The organism is Pseudoalteromonas shioyasakiensis, from assembly GCA_013391845.1.
Lineage (GTDB): Bacteria > Pseudomonadota > Gammaproteobacteria > Enterobacterales > Alteromonadaceae > Pseudoalteromonas > Pseudoalteromonas apostichopi.
Genome location: CP058414.1, coordinates 923,965 through 941,378, shown reverse-complemented (window position 1 = coordinate 941,378; position 17,414 = coordinate 923,965). Strand labels below are relative to the sequence as shown.

Genomic DNA, 17,414 nt, shown 5'->3' with positions numbered 1-17,414 from the left:
ATGAAACTAAGTTCACTTACTAATCAGGACTGCAGCAAAGCTGCGGTCCTTTTTAATAGCAAAAAAAGAATTCTTGAATATATCAGCGAACTGGCTCACCAGCAGCTTCCTCATTTATCTCAACAAGATATCCTAAATGCTTTACTCAACCGAGAGAAGCTAGGTAGCACTGGTATTGGCCGAGGTATTGCTATTCCACATGGCCGAATGAGTGGCGCCGATGAACCTCAGGCGTTTGTCATAGTGAGTGAATCCCCAATCAATTTTGATGCAATTGATAATCGCCCTGTTGACATTTTCGTAGCACTCATCGTACCAGATGGTGACTCTCAGCTTCATCTAAAGACCTTATCAACAATTGCTGATAGACTTAAAGATAAAGAGTTTTGTAAACAGCTGCGTAGTGCTACTACCGATCAGCAACTGTTTCAGGTTATATCAGCAGAGGCATAAATGGAATTAATCATTATCAGCGGTCGCTCAGGCTCAGGTAAATCGGTCGCTTTACGAGTACTTGAAGACTTAGGTTATTATTGCGTTGATAATATTCCAGTCAATTTACTGCCTTCGCTCGTGCGTAGCGTATCAGATAACTACGATAAAATAGCGGTCAGTATTGATGTGCGTAACCTTCCAAAAGAGCAGCAAGAATTTAATGATATTCTTGAGTACCTTCCTGGTTTCGCAAATCCAACACTTTTTTACTTAGACAGTGATGACCAAACCCTGATAAAACGCTTTTCAGAGACTCGTCGTTTACACCCATTATCCATTGATTCTTTGCCACTTGATCTGGCTATTAAACAAGAAAAAGTCTTACTCGATGTGTTGATCACTCGTGCTGATTTTATGATTGATACCACAGATCTCAGTGTTCATCAGTTAGCAGAATCAATTCGCGAAAAGATTTTGGGTAAAAAGGATAAAAAACTGATTATCACTTTTATGTCTTTCGGCTTTAAACACGGTATTCCAAAAGAAGCTGATTACGTATTTGATGCACGTTTTTTACCTAACCCACACTGGGAACCTGATTTGAAGCCGCTAACGGGTCTAGATCAACCAGTAAAAGATTATTTAGCTAGCCACAGCATAGTGCAAAAGTTCACATGGCAAATTCAAACATTTGTGCAAACATGGCTACCACATTTAGAGCGTAACAACCGAAGTTACCTTACCATTGCCATTGGTTGTACTGGTGGCCAACATCGCTCTGTTTACTTAGCGCAAACAATTGGTGAGAGTTTTGCTAAAAGCCATGACAATGTAAAAATTCGCCACCGTGAACAAGACATTTAATTAGGCACTATTATAATGCGCGCTGAAGATACCTTTTTAATTCAAAACAAACTCGGCTTACATGCTCGCGCAGCCACTGTTTTAGCCCAATTAGCACTACAATTTGATGCTAAAATTACGCTTTATCAAGACGATAAAGAAGCTGAAGGTGACAGCGTATTGGCGTTAATGCTACTTGAAAGCAGTCAAGGTAAAGAAGTTAGAGTCGTTTGTGAAGGCCCTGATGCTGATGCAGCATTAACTGCAATCGGTGAATTAATCGCACAGCGCTTTCACGAGCAAGAATAGCATTTGCTAAGCCTTCAAGATTTACGGTAAACTTAATTAGGATATTTGAAATTCCCTTTAAATATCCTACTTTTATATCGCTCGCTTTTCTAAGTTGCAAAACTCTTAATAAATTTATCACAGTGCGACGATATCTCTGCAAATACACCACAAAGCAACTATGCTGTATTTGCTCAGCCTATATAAACTTTTTTCAGTTGTAAGGACGCCAATGCCAGAAGCCTTTGAACAAGATTACCCACTACAACAACTCAAACAAGTGACCAAGTCACTCAATAGTGGTCAATTTGTTCAAGTGCGCGGTATGTTAGCCAAAACGGCGCCTTGTGATACAGCCCTTTTACTTGAGTCTTCTCCCCATAAAATTCGTCGTATGCTTTGGCAGCTGGTTGATCCAGATGTGCGTGGTGATGTTCTAGAAGAACTGTCTGAAGATGTACGTCTTGGTATTATTGCGCAGATGGAACCTGAGCACATTGCTGCCGCCACCGAGGACATGGACGACGATGACTTAGGTGAGGTTTTACGTAGCCTTCCTGATACCGTATATCAAGACGTAGTTAGTGCAATGGACTCGCAAGATAGAGAAAGGGCTACTCAGGCACTTTCTTATCAAGAGCGCTCTGCCGGTGCCTTGATGAACAGCGATACAGTAACAATTCGCCCAGATGTTACTTTAGATGTAGTGCTACGCTATTTACGCCTACGAGGTGAGCTACCAGAAGGTACTGATGACTTATACGTTGTTGATAAGCATAACTGCTTCCTAGGAGCACTTTCGTTAACTACACTGCTGACAAGCCCATCTGATAAAATTGTTCGCGATTTAATGGATGAAGATTGTGAGTCTATACTTATTTCAATGGATGAAAGTGATGTAGCACAACTTTTCGAACGTCATAACTGGATTTCAGCCCCGGTTGTTGATGACAACGCACACTTGCTAGGTCGTATTACCATCGATGATATCGTTGACGTAATCCGCGAAGATGCTGAACATAGCATGCTAAGCCTCGCTGGTCTTGATGACGAAGAAGATACCTTTGCGCCAGTGCTAAAAAGTTCGCAACGTCGCTCTATTTGGCTTGGAGTTAACTTATTAACCGCATTGCTAGCGGCAATTGTGGCAAGCTTTTTTGAAAATACCTTAGCAATTTTGCCTATTTTGGCAGTACTCAATGGTATCGTACCTTCAATGGGTGGCGTTGCAGGCAGTCAAACTTTAACACTGGTTATTCGTGGTATAGCCGTTGGCCATATTAATCAAACTAACCAACGCTTCTTATTACTCAAGGAATTAGCGATTGGCGCACTGAATGGCGTTATTTGGTCGATATTAATTGCCGGTGTTGTTGCCCTATGGCAATGGGACTTTAAGCTCGGTGCAGTATTAGCCTTTGCAATGTTTATGAACCTGGTTGCTGCAGGTATTGCGGGTGCAAGCATTCCATTAATTCTCAAGAAAATGAAAATTGACCCTGCCCTCGCTGGCAGTGTGGTACTAACAACCGTTACCGATATTGTCGGTATCTTTGCCTTCTTAGGTACTGCAACGTGGTTATTAATCTAATCTGAAAACGGCCCTTTAAGGGCCGTATTTATTTCTATTTACTTGCACGCTGCTTATTTTTACCAACTCTTGGTTTAGTATTGCCCTTTTTAAACTGGCTAAAACCGGTATGACGAGTCAGTGCCGCGCGGCCTTTACCGCCCTTCCCTTTAGCTGCTTTCTCGTTGCGACCTTCTTCCGGTACCAAACAGTTTGGCCCCTTACCGATTAGATTCGCTTTGCCCATTTTTCTTAGCGCTTCACGGATCATCGGCCAACCAGCAGGATCATGGTAACGTAAAATCGCTTTGTGTAAACGACGCTGGCGGGCGCCTTTTGGTACAGGCACTTGCTCAGTGTTATTTTTAATATTGCGTAACGAGTTCATCTCAGTATGATAAATCGTCGTTGCGTTGGCCATTGGCGACGGATAAAAGTTTTGTACTTGATCAAGCTTAAAGTCATTACTCTTTAACCAAAGCGCCATATTAACCATGTCTTCATCTTTAGTTCCTGGGTGAGCAGAAATAAAGTACGGGATCAGATACTGCTTTTTACCTGCTTCTTTTGAGTATTTATCAAATAGCTCTTTAAACTTATCATAAGCACCCATACCCGGCTTCATCATCTTAGATAATGGGCCATCTTCGGTATGCTCAGGGGCAATTTTTAAATACCCGCCTACGTGATGGGTAACCAGCTCTTTTACATAGCGTGGATCTTCAACTGCTAAGTCATAGCGTACGCCTGAAGCAATTAAGATTTTCTTCACACCCTTCACATCTCGGGCTTTTTTATAAAGCTCAATGGTTGGCGTGTGATCCGTGTCCATATGCTTACAAATATCAGGATAAACGCATGATAAACGACGGCAAGTACTCTCTGCTTTTTTACTCTTACAGCGCAACTTATACATATTCGCAGTCGGTCCACCTAAGTCAGAAATAACCCCTGTAAAGCCCGGTACCTTGTCACGAATTTGTTCAATTTCATCAATAATTGATTGCTCTGAACGGCTTTGAATAATACGCCCTTCGTGCTCTGTGATCGAACAGAAAGAACAACCACCAAAGCAGCCACGCATAATGTTCACTGAGGTTTTAATCATTTCATACGCAGGGATTTTGTCATCACCATAACTTGGGTGCGGAATACGTTGGTATGGCAAACCAAATACACCATCCATTTCTTCTGTTTCTAGTGGAAATGCTGGCGGATTTACCCAAATAGAACGGTCGCCATGACGTTGAAATAACGCACGTGCACAGCCTGGATTTGTTTCTTGGTGCAAAATACGCGACGCATGGGCATAAAGCGGCTTATTCACACTCACTTGCTCAAACGCTGGCAGTTTAACGTAGGTCTTTTCCCATGGTTTAGGACGTGCAGGCTGAACAGTTATTGGTTTGGCTGCTTCAGCACTTAGATCAATACCCGCTTTTTTAAACTCGGATTTACTACAACCTACATCATCTGCGCCATACGGGTTTGGAATTGGATCAATCTTACCGATTTTATCGATAGCTGTAGAGTCACTACCACGCCAACCCGGCAATGGTTCCTTACGAATTACCGCGGTACCACGTATATCTTGAATTGTCTCGACCGACTCACCTGCGGCAATACGGTGAGCCACTTCAACAAGTGGACGCTCAGCATTACCGTAAATTAAAATGTCGGCTTTGGCATCAAACAGAACACTTCGGCGTACTTTTTCTTGCCAGTAATCATAATGAGCAATACGACGTAAACTCGCCTCAATACCACCGATGATCAGCGGCACATCTTTATAAGCTTCGCGACAACGTTGGCTATATACAACCACCGCACGGTCAGGGCGTTTACCACCTATGTTACCTGGCGTGTATGCATCATCATGACGCATACGCTTTTCAGCGGTATAACGGTTGATCATCGAGTCCATATTACCCGCCGTAACACCAAAGAATAAGTTAGGCTTGCCTAACGCCATAAAGGCATCTTTCGAGTTCCAGTCAGGCTGCGCAATAATACCAACGCGAAAACCCTGCGATTCAAGCATGCGGCCAATCACAGCCATACCGAAACTTGGGTGATCAACATATGCATCACCACTGACAATGATCACGTCACAGCTATCCCAGCCTAACGCGTCCATTTCTGCACGAGTGGTCGGTAAGAATGGCGCCGTGCCATAGCATTCAGCCCAATACTTAGGGTAAGAAAACAGGCCTCGCTCGGCTTTTAATGCGCTCATAAAGTGTACTCTGCTAACAAAAGGGGCGAATTATACCAATTCGCTTAATTAAGTGGTCTATTTTGAGGCAATAAAACCTCGTTGATAACAAGGCAAAAATTTCGTTATTTAGTTGTTCTAAATCAGAAATTTTTAACGCAGGTAGCGACAGGTTTAATCTCTCAAAATGACTAAGTATTATCGCGGGTTGGTATTATACCCCACTCTTATGCATTATTATAGAAAACAAAACGCCCTTCACGTGGAAGGGCGCTGTTTAATTCATATGCACTTACTGTAACTAGCTATTGCTTAGCTTGCAGGTAGGTAATTAACTCTTTTTCTGGCATAGGCTTAGCGTACATGAAGCCTTGCACTTCATCACAGCCAAGCTGGGCTAAATAATCTGCTTGCGCTTGTGTTTCGACCCCTTCTGCAATAGTTTTTAAGCCTAACCTTGCACCAAGAGAAATAATTAACGCTGCAATCGCCTGACAATCTTGACCTGGTAAATCTTTAATAAAAGCACGATCAATTTTAAGTCTATCAAGCGGCAATTTTTGCAAATAACTCAACGACGAGAACCCTGTACCAAAGTCATCAATCGCAATCTCAATGCCAAACTCTTTAAGCTCTTTTAATGTCGTGATCACATTAGCTAGTTCATCCATAACCACACTTTCGGTTACTTCAAGTTCGATAAACTGCGGCTCTACATTGTATTTTGTTAAAGTGTCTTTAACTTGCTGTGCATAGCCTTTAACTTTAAATTGTGGCACCGACACATTCACAGCAATACTTATTGAAAAGCCTAATGCTTCTAAGCGCTTTTGCTGCAAACATGCTTGCTCTAGCACCCACTGGCCTATATCAACAATTAAGCCTGCATCTTCAGCCATAGGAACGAAAATCGCCGGTGAAATATACTGACCATTACCCGAAGGCCAACGAAGCAGCGCTTCGCAGCCAATAATCTCAAGGGTATTTAAATCAAGTTGCGGCTGAAACCAAACCTCTAATTTACGTTGTTCGAAATCTTGGCGAAGTTGTCTGATGATACCTAAACGCCACGCCATTTTCTCTTCCATATCTGGGGTATAAGTCACCACCATTTCAGAAGATTGTTTTTTAGCTTGGTTAAGAGCAATGTATCCCAGTTTTAATGTCTCAATTCCCGCTTTTTGAAAGTCACCTTGATAACATAAACCGATGTTAAAATTGATTGGCAAAATGTGTTCGCCCGTATTAAAAGGCAAACTTAAATGCTCGCGAAGTAGCTCAACATCACACTCATTAACTGGTAACAATAGACCGAACACATCTGCACCAATACGTGAGAGCAACTCAGCATTAGGGTACTCTTGTTGTAACCTATCGACAATTGCGTTCAGTAATAAGTTACCGATCTCTTGACCTAAGCCGTTATTAATATCAGAGAATTGCGCAACATCAATTAATAAAAATACAAAATCACTTTTACCCGGTTGATAGTAACGCTCAACTTTATTCATGAAATCATTACGATTCGATAAGCCAGTTAAAATATCTTTATATGCAGCATCGCGTAAACGGTTGAACAATCTAACATTATCAAGACCAACACTGACATTAGTCAGGAATATCTCGGCAAATTGTAATTGCGAAGGACTTGGCGTGTGCTCGGTTTCTAAGTAAATAGCTGCTTGGCGATTTTTACTTTTGAGTAAGTATGTACTGTCAATATCCGTATGTTGATGTTCACCTTGCGCCAAGCAATTATTCACTTGCATGATGATACGACCATCATCAAGTTGCTCAACACCTTGACCTATAAAATCATTGTATTGAGCGCAACCGCCTAAAACATAAACCTGATTATCATCTTCGATTGAACCACACAGTAAGCCTTGCGGTTCACAATCCAAAATAATTGAAAGCTGTTTGATAACCGCCATCGAAAAAGCTTTGATATCGGTAAAACCAAGAATGGCTTTTGATGCATACAAAATATTATTTAAAGCGCGGCTTTGAAATTCTAGCTGACAAACTTGCTCATATGAGCGAATAGCAGTAACAAGTGCAGTAATAAGCTTACTGCGTGTTAGTTCTGTTTTGGTTTTATAGTCGTTTATATCGTATTCGCGGATAACCTTTTCTTCAGGTGCATAACCTGGTTGTCCGGTTCGTAAAATAATTCGCACGTTGTGATTTTTGAGGCATTCTCTAACTTGCTTTACAACTTTTAAGCCAGCATCATCTGACTCCATGACTACATCAAGTAAAATCACCGAAATCGAATGGTCATTTTTAAGTAATTCGAGTGCTTCTGCACCTGAATAGGCATGGTGGAACCGCAAGCCTTTGTCCCAGAACTCAACCCCTGAAAGAGCAAGCTTAGTCACTGAATGTATTTCTGGATCATCATCGACAATTAATACGTCCCAAAAATCAGAGACAGTTTCATCCACTAACTGTTCGTCATCTTGGTCACTAAACAAAAAGTCGTTACTCTCTGATGCCATTAATAATTCCTTAGAGTGATGCCCATAATACTGTAACCATGGTTCCACTCCATTTTACAGCGACGCTCAAAATTCTATCACTTATTTAACTATGATACATTAGTGATAGCTTATATAGTATCAAACAGATTATAGTCTATGTTACGTATAATGTTATGAAAGTTATAAAACAATTGCCTGAGGTGAGACTATTAAAATACTCATTTTTACCCTAAAAGCGATTTTTATCGGCATTCTGATCTCACTTGTCATTGGACTGATGCTTTCACCGCAATATACAGTTCACAAGTCAATTAAAGTGAACGCAAGCAGCGCCGAGATTGCGAGTCTTGTTGGCGACTTTAGTCAATGGCCAAAGTGGCAACCATGGCAGGCAGTGGACCCGAGCATTAAATTTATCATTGCTGAGCCAAGTCAGGGCGTTGGTGCACATCAATTTTGGCAAAGTCGCTTTGGCGAAGGTGAAATGACCATCACCCAACTCGACAATACTCAGCTTTCATTTAATATATTATTTAATAAAGAACACATTACCCAAGGCACTATCCGCTATTTACCTGAAGGCGATAACGTTAATATTGAGTGTTCACTAAATGGTGAGGTTAATACCCCAATTATTGGTGGCTACCTTGCTTTATTAAGCCAGTATATTCTCAATAACACAGTAAAGCTGGCGCTCAATAACATCAAAACCCATGCGCAGTTAGCAACAAAAGACAAGGCGATTGCTACCGATGACAGTGAAAGCAGCTCAAGCGAGAGTTAATCTTGCTAATATCATAGAAAATCAGCTCGGCTATCCAATTCATAAAGCCCCATCGGCTAGGATTAACCATGCTGATAATGACAGCTACTCAGCACAAGGTCAGCAACAGCTAGCCTATCAAATAAGAGCTCAAGCCAGCCTTTTAGAGCGCGCCCAAACTCGCCAAGAAATTCAATTTATAAAGCGCCAAGAAAATATCGAAACCATTATGTCGATGGCCATGGCTTTTTGCCCGGATGTTACTGGTCAACAACAGCCCGATTTTGATTGGATAGAGCGTTTTATTAGTTTATGTGAAGACACAGCGAACTCATCAATGCAGAAACTGTGGGCGAAAATACTAGCAGGTGAAACAGTCTCACCGGGTACCTTTTCAATTAAAAGCCTGCAAACACTTAAACACATGACTCAGCGAGAAGCTGATGCCCTTCAACGCTGTACATCACTGTGTGGCTTTAATGAAAAAGACAACAGCCACTTAATTTTACTCGGCTTTTATAAAAAACCATCGCTGTTTGATTTGCTCAGAAAGGGTAACAAAGTGTCATTTAACTTAGGAAAAACTCCCGTTAGCTTTCCTGATATTCTTACCTTAATGGATATTAACTTACTATACCGAAAAGAAATCGAATCAGCCGTTTTAAAAGCTGGCCAAGAACTAGTACTGAGCTTTATGAATCAACGCTTAGTTCTAATAGCGAAAAGTAATGACTTGGTACTCAGTTATTATAAGTTTACTCAAACGGGTGATGAGTTACGAAAGTTAATTGCATCGCCAATAAACAAAGCTTATAAGCAAATATTATCAACAGCATTAGAAGATGAATTTGAAGTAAGCTGGCAAGCTTTAAAATAAAGCAGCCAGCTTAGTATAAATCGAATGGCTCGATTAGAAGTGGATTTGAATACCCGCAAATGGGCCTGATGCATCTAAGTCTGTGTAGATATCATCAATATCATCAAGCTCTAATGTCATTGAGCGGTAGCCGGCTTTAATATCCATATCAATTGCTAAGTTATCAAGTAAAGCGTATGCAATGCCCGCCTGATAGTCTTGAATTTTGCTATCGTCAATAGCAAGTAAACTACCTTCAAAGAATACGCTTAAACCCGTTAATGGTAAGCCAACTTCAGCACGGCCATAAACTAAAGGTACGAAACCAGAGAAATCAACTCGCTCAGTCGTGTTTTGGCCACCATCTTGCGATGTACCCGTTACCGTAATTTCACCGTCGAATTGTTTCGCATTCACACCTAAATCAATAGAAACTAAATCATTATCAAAGATTTCGTAATAGAGAATATAGTCGATGTGTGATAAATCGCTGACAGTGCCTACTTGCGTACCTACAACGTAATCTGAACCACCAAAGCTAAAGGTTTCATCTAGGGTGGTATCACCATTTAACTCAAGCTCAGTGTATTTTAGTTTAATGTTTGGTACTAACGGCACTGGGTGCTCAAGCGCTGCGTAGTAGCTCGTAAACGTTTCATCATCAAATTTAAAGCTTTGTAAGTTTCCGTCTTGAGCAAAGCTACCGCTGTTATCTGATTGCCAGCCATCAACACCTAAGTATAAACCTAATAATGTATCAGCTTGCGCTGTTGGGGCTAAACAAGCCATTGAAAGGGCTGCTGCTAAACAGTACTTTTTCATCATTTTATCCTTGCGCTAAAAGTTCGCTAAGTTCAATTAGAGCCGCATTGGCTCGAGAAATATAATTCGCCATGACCAATGAGTGGTTAGCTACAAAACCAAAGCCACTGCCATTTAAAATCATTGGGCTCCACACTGTTTCTTGTGTGGCCTCTAATTCACGAATAATTTGTTGCAGACTAACACGAGCATTTTTCTTTTCTAATACATCAGCAAAATCATATTCAACCGCTTGTAAAAAGTGCAGTAATGCCCACGTTGCACCACGAGATTCATAAAACACATCATCAATTTGCCACCAAGATGTTTTCACTTGGTTTTGCAAAGGTGTATAAGTTGCTTGATGAGCTGCAGTGTCGCCAGCTAAATCTGTATTCAAACGGTCTTGACCAACACTCGCGCTTAATCGCTGACTTAAGCTGCCAAGTCGCTTTTCAGCTTCTTTTAACCAGCTGCGTAAATTATCAGCACGGGCATAAAACTGGCTATCACGATCGTTCTGATCCGCTATTTGAGTACGGTACACTACCAATAAATCAATGCCCTTTTGATACTCTGTTTCAGCACTCGGCCATGCCCATGCAACAGAGCTAATGTTAAACTGTGGCTGGGCTTTTTTTAGAGCTTCATGCTCAGTAGATTGCGATTGTGAACGGCTGAAGTCTTTACGCATAGACAACACTAAATCACGGGTCATCTCAAGTGCGCCGTATTCCCAGGCAGGCATATTATCCATCATCACACTAGGTGGCATCATATCATTTGATAAATAACCACCAGGCTTATTTAACAATGTACTTGCAACATCAATCAGTGTTGACGTTGTTGTGTAGCCAGTGACAAACTTTTCGCCACGCAGTTGCGCTTCTTGTTTTGCCTTGCTAACAACATCCATGCGATCCGGCTCACTACTCCAGTAAACAGCAATCGCGTAAAAAATAATTAATACAATAAGTAATGCACTGGCTATTTTTCCTTTATGCTCAGACATAATACCTCCTAGTGATGTGAGTGCTCTTTACTTTTTTGTGCTGCCTGTTCAGACATTTCTTGTAAAGACACAACTTTGGCTTGGGTGAAAACTCGATTGCCATCATTAAAATATAGCGTGAGTTTACGCTCTTGCCCTGCTTTTAGTTGATCTTCAGGTTCAAACACCATTAAGTGATAACCACCTGGTTTAAACTCAACACTGCTATGACCATCGATCTTTAATGATAAAACCTGCTCCATTTTCATCATGCCATCAACATGGGTATGCTGATGGATTTCAACACGTCCTAAACCATCCAGTTCCGCTTTAGTTAGTACTGTTGCATGCTCACTTGGGTTGGTAATAGTTAAATAAGCAACACTTGCTTTACTGGCTGGTAAAAACTCACGTACCTGCGCGTTGCTTACGGTTACTTCAGCAACATCGTTATGGTCATGGCCACTATGGGCAAATGAAAAGGTACTCGTGATTAAACTTGCGGTAAGAAAAGAGAGTGCGGGCCATAGTTTCATTATGTTTTAATCCTTGTTAAGACATTAACTTACCCGCTAAATTTAGCATATTTTATGTATTAAGGCAGTTTAATAGTACCTTAAGCTGGTGATTTTTTGTTATCGGCGATCAACCAACACAATGCTGCGATCAATAAAAGAGGCCATGCAATCATTACTGAGCCAAATAAAAACGCAAGCACAACACCAATCAGAGCAACAACACCTGCGCCAAGTAGACCAATAGTGAATAGCGCAACACCAGCAACGACAGCAATCACAGCTACAATTGCTCCGATGACCTCAAGGCCCGCCCAACTCATATCAGCAATTGATAAGGGCAACTGCCATGAGTCAAACGATACAAATGAAACTACATCAGTGCATAGTAGTAACATTGCTAGAACGATGATAGCTAACGTTTTCATGATCGACTCCTAGTAGCCTTTTACTGGTAAAGTGCAATGAGCCACTAAGTAACCCACGCCAATTAACAGCGGCATTTGAATAAGTAGTATGATCATTACCAAACGGGTTGACCACACAGGGAAGCCTAAGCGTGCAGCGAGTCCGCTACACACACCCGAGATCTTTTTGTTACTCAGATCACGGTACCAACGTGTCGATGTGTGATAAGTATTCATCATAAACCTCCTAAGCCGACTGCTTCATCGTTGCTTTTAAATCAGCAAGCTGTTTATCGATTGCTTCATCTTTCTCAAGGGCAGCGATTTGCGCTGCTGTTGAATTTGCGGCATCACTTTGCGTAAGTTCATACGCTTCAACTTGTGACTCAATGTTTTCAACGCGCTGCTCTAAGTAGTCAAAACGTGCTAATGCATCTTCAACTTTACTGCTATGCAGCTGCTCTTTAACCTTTAAACGTGCTGTAACAACGCGTTCTTTTTGCATGTAAGTCAGCTGTTTGGCTTTTGCATCCGCAAGCTTGTTTTGTAAACGCTGGCAGTCTTCTGTCAATTTTGCGAGTGACTCAGCAACTTTATCCATTTCAGCTTGTTGCGCTTCGATTTCTGTCGTTAAACGCTGCTTTTCAACTAACGCAGCTTTGGCAAGATCATCACGATCTTTACTTAGTGCTTTTTCTGCTTTAGCTTGCCAGTCAGCTACTTTCGCTTGTTTAGCTGCGATTTCGCGCTTCATTTGCTTTTCTTGCGTTAAAAATGTCGCAGCGGTTGCACGGCATTCAGTCAGTGCATCCTGCATTTCTTGCACGAGTAGATTAAGTAACTTTTCAGGATCTTCAGCTTTATCTAATGCTGCAGAAAGGTTTGCCTGAATAATGTCATTTACGCGATTTAATACACCCATGTGACTCTCCTGTTGATTATTGGGTTAATACAGCTAGGAGATTCCAATTCTTGTGCCAACTAACGAATAAACAAAATTTATTATTTAAATACAATCAGTTGAAGTGGACTTATTGAGATTTTGGCTGACTAGTGACTGAATGAAAAATAACTAATTTGACTAAAAAATTAACTTTTTCACTAAATTTTAGGATCAAAAAAAGCCACGAAATGTGGCTTTTTAATAGGATATTTGATTAGGCTTCTGGGACAAAACTCAAGGCTTTATCCATAACAGATAAATCAGCCGCTTTACCATGACCCTTTTCTGAAAGGTGGCGTCTAAAACCACGCGCCCCAGGTTGGCCTTGGAAAATCCCCAACATGTGGCGAGCAATATGCCAAAAGTTAGCGCCTTTACTCATTTCATCTTCAATGTAGTCGTACATCGAGCGTACAACCTGATGACGACTTAGCGTAAAGGCTTCATCACCATAAATGTTTTCGTCAACCTCAGACAAAATAAACGGATTACTATACGCCTCACGACCAATCATAATGCCATCAACATACTCAAGGTGAGCTACGCTATCAGCAATTGTTTTCACGCCACCATTTAAACTTAAGTGAAGTTGCGGGTAATCTTTTTTCAGCTGATAAACGCGAGGATAATCAAGAGGTGGGATCTCACGATTTTCTTTTGGGCTTAAGCCATTTAGCCATGCCTTACGCGCATGAATAATAAAGTCATCACAACCAACATCATGACTTGCTTCTATTAAGGCACATAAAAACTCATACGAATCTTGCTCATCAATACCAATACGAGTTTTAACCGTAACAGGAATAGTCACTTCGGCCTTCATTGCAGCAACGCAGTCAGCAACCAGTTTAGGCTCAGCCATTAAACAAGCACCAAAACGACCATTTTGCACGCGATCAGACGGACAGCCCACATTTAAATTAACTTCATGATAGCCGCGCTCTGCCGCTAATTTTGCACACTTAGCCAAAGCTTCAGGATCTGATCCACCAAGTTGCAATGCGACTGGCCCTTCATGCTCATTAAAGTGTAAGTAATCGCCTTTACCAAATAAAATAGCGCCTGTTGTCACCATCTCAGTGTAAAGCACAGCGTGCTTAGTCATTTTACGGTGAAAGGTTCGACAGTGACGATCAGTCCAATCCAGCATGGGTGCCACGGAAAAACGGCGGTTTAATGTCGTTGTGCTCATAACATGGCCCCTTTTAAGATCAATGCATTTACTTGCAACTTAAATTACCTAATACGATGAACGCTAAAAATAGCGATGACACATACCCCATTGGTATGCACCAAAATGAAAAATTGCAGCCATTATACCACCGAAGCAAGCTCACGGCATGGCTTAATCAAAGATCAGATGATGAAAAGAGGTGAAGAAGTGTACTGCAAACTCACTTCTTTGATGAATAAGCAAAAATAGAAAAGTTACATCTTCACTTCATTTAGAAGATGCTCAAGGTTTTGTCCTGTAAGCTCCAATACCGTGATTTCAAGCTCTTTGTAGTCTTCGTTTTTCAGGTTAACGAGCTTAGCACCCACTGCAATTCGCGCTACTTTCTCAACAGGATCCATTTCTACAATTTCAATTGATGCGCGCGTATCATGATCTTTTGATTGCACATAATATTCACTAAAGAAGGTACCATCAGCACGTACATTTGGATTACTGTCAGACACAGACTGCAGAAGCGTGCCTTTCTTTAAATCACTTTTACGAAGTGAGAAGCTGTATTCCGCCACATTGGCATGACCAACAATCACGGTTACTGCGCTTTCACCATTAATTTTAAAATCATGATCTGTTACTTCGATGACTTTTAGCTTACCACTATCATAGGTCGGCTCCATGCAAGCACCTAAACTAAAAATCAGAAAAACAGATAAGACGACATTTTTGATTAGCATTCTTTGTTCCTTAAATTTTATATTGCCTTCTTTAAAGTTAGATAAAAGAAGGCAATTATTCAAAGTTTAAATCACTGAAAATGCACTTTAAATTAAAACTAGCCGACAACACTTAAACCAAAGTAGTGAGCAATACCGCCTAAAATATTAGTAACCGCCACTGACGATAAAATTAAGCCCATCACCCGGCTAATGATACTCGCGCCACTATCACCAATTAACTTATGAACATGTGTAGCAAGCAGTAATAAAACCAGCACGATTACTAATACAGAAAGCATGATCGATGAGGTTATAAGTTGCTCATACCAAGTGTATTCGGTATTTCGGGTCATCAATACCGCACCTAGCATGGCACCTGGGCTGGCAATTGAAGGTATCGCCAATGGGAAAATAGCGGTTTCAGTGCTATCTCGAACGCTTTTGATCTCTGTTTCTGGTTTACTTTCACCGAATATCATCAATAAAGCAAAAAGTAATAAAACAATACCTCCGGCAATCTGAAACGCCGAAAGCGGAATATTTATCGCGTCTAAAAGTAACTCACCAGCCACAACGAAAAACAATAAAACCAGTGCCGAAACACCAACAGCTTTTAACGCAACTTTGCGCTTAAATTTAGCATCATCCCAGCGTGTAACTGCAATAAAAACGGGCACAGTGCCGATCGGATCAATGACGGCAAAAAAGAAAATGAACGCAGCTAACAATTCATTCATTAAGAAAACTCCCTTGAAACGTGTTAGCGAATAAAAACACTGCAACTACAATACAGTATGTTAGTATATCACGGTAGCGTAAGGATAAGAGAAGATGAATATAGAATCACTCGTCAGTAAAGCAAAACAAGTATGCGATAATCGTGGTGCACGTTTCACACCTATCCGTGAAAAAGTATTCCGCCTATTAGCTAGTGCGCAGGGTGGTGTCGGTGCTTATGACTTATTAGAACAACTCAAATTAACTGAGTCAGGCGCAAAACCAGCCACTATTTATCGAGCGCTCGATTTCTTATCGGAACTTGGCTTTATTCATAAAATTGAAAGCACCAACTCATTTATGTTGTGCCATCATTTTGATCACATTCACCCTGTACAATTATTAATTTGTGACAGCTGTGGTTATGTAAAAGAATTACATTCAACAGTAATATCTCATGAGCTTAATAACTTAGCTGCAGAAAGTGGATTTATTGTCTCAGGACAAACTATCGAAGCACATGGCAAGTGCGAAAAGTGCAAAGAATAAGTGCGGTGTTTGAAACAACCACTACACTTAAAGTATGATTAATGGCATTTCGAAACCTAAGGGAAATTAAATAATGAATGTGGAGTTCATCAACCCTTTTTTATCATCATTATTAAATGTATTGAGCACCATGGCTCAAACAGAATTAAAGCCGGGCAAACCTAGTTTAAAAAAAGATGAATTAGCCCGTGGCGATGTATCAGGTTTGATTGGTATGGTTGGCCCACAAACTAAAGGTTCACTTTCAATCACCTTTGATGAAAATCTGGCACTAACCATTATGGAAAGAATGCTAGGTGAACGCCCTGATACGGTGAACGAAGAAGTAACCGACATGGTAGGTGAAATTACTAACATGGTGACAGGTGGAGCTAAAAACTTACTCGGCGAAAAAGGCTATGAGTTTGATATGGCTACGCCAGTTGTCGTGTCTGGTAAAGGACATACAATCGCTCATAAATGTGAAGGTGCCAAGGTGTTAATTCCATTCACTTCTGCTGATGGTAACGCCAATATTGAAGTTAGCTTTGATAAACTATGAGCTGGCAGCAAAAAATCATTCAATTGAAGCCTCGTTCGCGAGGCTTTCACATCATTGATGACGAGCTACTTCGTCAACTTCCTGAAATAACGCAATACAAAGTAGGCTTATTACACCTTTTCATTCAGCATACTTCTGCAAGCTTAACTATTAACGAAAATGCAGATCCTACTGTACGAATGGATATGGAAAGTCACTTCAATCATTTTGTGCCAGAACGACAAAGTTATTATCGCCATGATTATGAAGGTGATGATGATATGCCTGCCCACATAAAAAGCAGCACATTAGGTGCAGAACTCACTATTCCAATTAACCAAGGCCGTTTAATGCTAGGCACTTGGCAAGGTATCTATTTAGGTGAACACCGAGACCATGGTGGTACTAGACGCATTGTCGCCACGATTCAAGGTCAGATCTAAAACTAGCTGTAAGCTGCAAGCATGTCTTAACTTCTAATTTTTTTAAAAAGTGTTTGGGGATTTATTAGAGATTGGAGCGGCACACGAGGCTCGAACTCGTGACCTCAACCTTGGCAAGGTTGCGCTCTACCAACTGAGCTAGTGCCGCTTTTAAGTAGTCAGTAATTTGTCCGTTGTCGCACAAC

General features: G+C 41.0%; 20 protein-coding genes and 1 tRNA gene. 9 read left to right on the top strand and 12 right to left on the bottom strand.

Annotated elements, in window-relative coordinates:
• The 4 genes from ptsN (at position 1) to mgtE (ending at position 3,157) form a co-directional block, all read left to right on the top strand.
• Positions 1–453 (top strand): PTS IIA-like nitrogen regulatory protein PtsN, encoded by a 453-nt coding sequence (gene ptsN, locus HYD28_04310; GenBank protein ID QLE08245.1) that lies wholly within the window; start codon positions 1–3, stop codon positions 451–453.
• Positions 454–1,299, top strand: coding sequence for an RNase adapter RapZ (gene rapZ / locus HYD28_04305; protein ID QLE08244.1), 846 nt, complete (start codon positions 454–456; stop codon positions 1,297–1,299).
• A gap of 15 nt (positions 1,300–1,314) precedes the next feature.
• The gene (locus HYD28_04300; GenBank protein QLE08243.1) at positions 1,315–1,587 is read left to right on the top strand and encodes an HPr family phosphocarrier protein; all 273 of its coding nucleotides are present in this window, start codon (positions 1,315–1,317) and stop codon (positions 1,585–1,587) included.
• A 211-nt stretch (positions 1,588–1,798) separates the two neighbouring features.
• Entirely contained in the window at positions 1,799–3,157 is a 1,359-nt protein-coding gene (mgtE, locus tag HYD28_04295) for a magnesium transporter (protein ID QLE08242.1), read from the top strand.
• A 34-nt stretch (positions 3,158–3,191) separates the two neighbouring features.
• On the opposite strand, the gene HYD28_04290 is transcribed toward mgtE, so the two are convergent.
• Both HYD28_04290 and HYD28_04285 read right to left on the bottom strand, forming a co-directional pair.
• Positions 3,192–5,372, bottom strand: coding sequence for a YgiQ family radical SAM protein (locus tag HYD28_04290; protein QLE08241.1), 2,181 nt, complete (start codon positions 5,370–5,372; stop codon positions 3,192–3,194).
• 284 nt (positions 5,373–5,656) lie between these two features.
• Positions 5,657–7,852: an EAL domain-containing protein gene (locus HYD28_04285; protein ID QLE08240.1), complete on the bottom strand. Its 2,196-nt coding sequence runs from the start codon at positions 7,850–7,852 to the stop codon at positions 5,657–5,659.
• Positions 7,853–8,111: 259 nt separating this feature from the next.
• Here HYD28_04285 and HYD28_04280 point away from each other — a divergent pair, with 259 nt between their 5' ends.
• Together HYD28_04280 and HYD28_04275 are read left to right on the top strand one after the other, a co-directional pair.
• Positions 8,112–8,618, top strand: a complete 507-nt coding sequence (locus HYD28_04280; GenBank protein ID QLE08239.1) for an SRPBCC family protein — start codon at positions 8,112–8,114, stop codon at positions 8,616–8,618.
• Positions 8,587–9,474 carry a TIGR03899 family protein gene (locus HYD28_04275; GenBank protein QLE08238.1) on the top strand — a complete coding sequence of 296 codons (888 nt, stop codon included), beginning with the start codon at positions 8,587–8,589 and terminating at the stop codon, positions 9,472–9,474. Before HYD28_04280 ends, HYD28_04275 begins: the two co-directional genes overlap by 32 nt.
• Positions 9,475–9,507: 33 nt before the next feature.
• Here HYD28_04275 and HYD28_04270 read toward each other — a convergent pair whose 3' ends face one another.
• From HYD28_04270 to HYD28_04230, 9 genes are all read right to left on the bottom strand, one after another.
• Positions 9,508–10,275 (bottom strand): TIGR04219 family outer membrane beta-barrel protein, encoded by a 768-nt coding sequence (locus tag HYD28_04270; GenBank protein ID QLE10482.1) that lies wholly within the window; start codon positions 10,273–10,275, stop codon positions 9,508–9,510.
• 4 nt (positions 10,276–10,279) lie between these two features.
• A complete protein-coding gene (locus tag HYD28_04265) occupies positions 10,280–11,266 on the bottom strand; it encodes a DUF2333 family protein (protein ID QLE08237.1) in 987 nt (328 codons plus the stop codon).
• 8 nt (positions 11,267–11,274) lie between these two features.
• Positions 11,275–11,781, bottom strand: coding sequence for a copper chaperone PCu(A)C (locus HYD28_04260; GenBank protein QLE08236.1), 507 nt, complete (start codon positions 11,779–11,781; stop codon positions 11,275–11,277).
• 80 nt (positions 11,782–11,861) lie between these two features.
• A complete protein-coding gene (locus HYD28_04255) occupies positions 11,862–12,188 on the bottom strand; it encodes a hypothetical protein (protein ID QLE08235.1) in 327 nt (108 codons plus the stop codon).
• 9 nt (positions 12,189–12,197) lie between these two features.
• Positions 12,198–12,404: a PspC domain-containing protein gene (locus HYD28_04250; protein QLE10481.1), complete on the bottom strand. Its 207-nt coding sequence runs from the start codon at positions 12,402–12,404 to the stop codon at positions 12,198–12,200.
• Between the two features lie 10 nt (positions 12,405–12,414).
• Entirely contained in the window at positions 12,415–13,089 is a 675-nt protein-coding gene (locus HYD28_04245) for a PspA/IM30 family protein (GenBank protein QLE08234.1), read from the bottom strand.
• A gap of 235 nt (positions 13,090–13,324) precedes the next feature.
• Positions 13,325–14,302 carry a tRNA dihydrouridine(20/20a) synthase DusA gene (gene dusA, locus HYD28_04240; protein QLE08233.1) on the bottom strand — a complete coding sequence of 326 codons (978 nt, stop codon included), beginning with the start codon at positions 14,300–14,302 and terminating at the stop codon, positions 13,325–13,327.
• A gap of 236 nt (positions 14,303–14,538) precedes the next feature.
• A complete protein-coding gene (locus tag HYD28_04235) occupies positions 14,539–15,018 on the bottom strand; it encodes a hypothetical protein (protein ID QLE08232.1) in 480 nt (159 codons plus the stop codon).
• Positions 15,019–15,116: 98 nt separating this feature from the next.
• A complete protein-coding gene (locus HYD28_04230; protein ID QLE08231.1) occupies positions 15,117–15,737 on the bottom strand; it encodes a MarC family protein in 621 nt (206 codons plus the stop codon).
• Between the two features lie 94 nt (positions 15,738–15,831).
• On the opposite strand from HYD28_04230, the gene HYD28_04225 reads away from it, so the two are divergent.
• From HYD28_04225 to HYD28_04215, 3 genes are all read left to right on the top strand, one after another.
• A complete protein-coding gene (locus tag HYD28_04225) occupies positions 15,832–16,266 on the top strand; it encodes a transcriptional repressor (protein ID QLE08230.1) in 435 nt (144 codons plus the stop codon).
• A 73-nt stretch (positions 16,267–16,339) separates the two neighbouring features.
• Positions 16,340–16,807, top strand: coding sequence for a chemotaxis protein CheX (locus HYD28_04220; protein QLE08229.1), 468 nt, complete (start codon positions 16,340–16,342; stop codon positions 16,805–16,807).
• Positions 16,804–17,229 carry a YjbQ family protein gene (locus HYD28_04215; GenBank protein QLE08228.1) on the top strand — a complete coding sequence of 142 codons (426 nt, stop codon included), beginning with the start codon at positions 16,804–16,806 and terminating at the stop codon, positions 17,227–17,229. Before HYD28_04220 ends, HYD28_04215 begins: the two co-directional genes overlap by 4 nt.
• A 72-nt stretch (positions 17,230–17,301) precedes the next feature.
• Here HYD28_04215 and HYD28_04210 read toward each other — a convergent pair.
• Positions 17,302–17,377, bottom strand: a tRNA-Gly gene (locus tag HYD28_04210).
• Between the last annotated feature and the right edge of the window lie 37 nt (positions 17,378–17,414).

Coding starts and splice junctions, on each gene's coding strand:
- HYD28_04285 (QLE08240.1), bottom strand. CDS start 7,852: ATGGCATCAGAGAGTAACGACTTTTTGTTTAGTGACCAAGATGACGAA.
- mgtE (QLE08242.1), top strand. CDS start 1,799: ATGCCAGAAGCCTTTGAACAAGATTACCCACTACAACAACTCAAACAA.
- HYD28_04300 (QLE08243.1), top strand. CDS start 1,315: ATGCGCGCTGAAGATACCTTTTTAATTCAAAACAAACTCGGCTTACAT.
- HYD28_04270 (QLE10482.1), bottom strand. CDS start 10,275: ATGAAAAAGTACTGTTTAGCAGCAGCCCTTTCAATGGCTTGTTTAGCC.
- HYD28_04220 (QLE08229.1), top strand. CDS start 16,340: ATGAATGTGGAGTTCATCAACCCTTTTTTATCATCATTATTAAATGTA.
- HYD28_04265 (QLE08237.1), bottom strand. CDS start 11,266: ATGTCTGAGCATAAAGGAAAAATAGCCAGTGCATTACTTATTGTATTA.
- HYD28_04280 (QLE08239.1), top strand. CDS start 8,112: ATGCTTTCACCGCAATATACAGTTCACAAGTCAATTAAAGTGAACGCA.
- dusA (QLE08233.1), bottom strand. CDS start 14,302: ATGAGCACAACGACATTAAACCGCCGTTTTTCCGTGGCACCCATGCTG.
- HYD28_04250 (QLE10481.1), bottom strand. CDS start 12,404: ATGAATACTTATCACACATCGACACGTTGGTACCGTGATCTGAGTAAC.
- HYD28_04215 (QLE08228.1), top strand. CDS start 16,804: ATGAGCTGGCAGCAAAAAATCATTCAATTGAAGCCTCGTTCGCGAGGC.
- HYD28_04290 (QLE08241.1), bottom strand. CDS start 5,372: ATGAGCGCATTAAAAGCCGAGCGAGGCCTGTTTTCTTACCCTAAGTAT.
- ptsN (QLE08245.1), top strand. CDS start 1: ATGAAACTAAGTTCACTTACTAATCAGGACTGCAGCAAAGCTGCGGTC.
- HYD28_04275 (QLE08238.1), top strand. CDS start 8,587: ATGACAGTGAAAGCAGCTCAAGCGAGAGTTAATCTTGCTAATATCATA.
- HYD28_04260 (QLE08236.1), bottom strand. CDS start 11,781: ATGAAACTATGGCCCGCACTCTCTTTTCTTACCGCAAGTTTAATCACG.
- HYD28_04235 (QLE08232.1), bottom strand. CDS start 15,018: ATGCTAATCAAAAATGTCGTCTTATCTGTTTTTCTGATTTTTAGTTTA.
- HYD28_04245 (QLE08234.1), bottom strand. CDS start 13,089: ATGGGTGTATTAAATCGCGTAAATGACATTATTCAGGCAAACCTTTCT.
- HYD28_04225 (QLE08230.1), top strand. CDS start 15,832: ATGAATATAGAATCACTCGTCAGTAAAGCAAAACAAGTATGCGATAAT.
- rapZ (QLE08244.1), top strand. CDS start 454: ATGGAATTAATCATTATCAGCGGTCGCTCAGGCTCAGGTAAATCGGTC.
- HYD28_04230 (QLE08231.1), bottom strand. CDS start 15,737: ATGAATGAATTGTTAGCTGCGTTCATTTTCTTTTTTGCCGTCATTGAT.
- HYD28_04255 (QLE08235.1), bottom strand. CDS start 12,188: ATGAAAACGTTAGCTATCATCGTTCTAGCAATGTTACTACTATGCACT.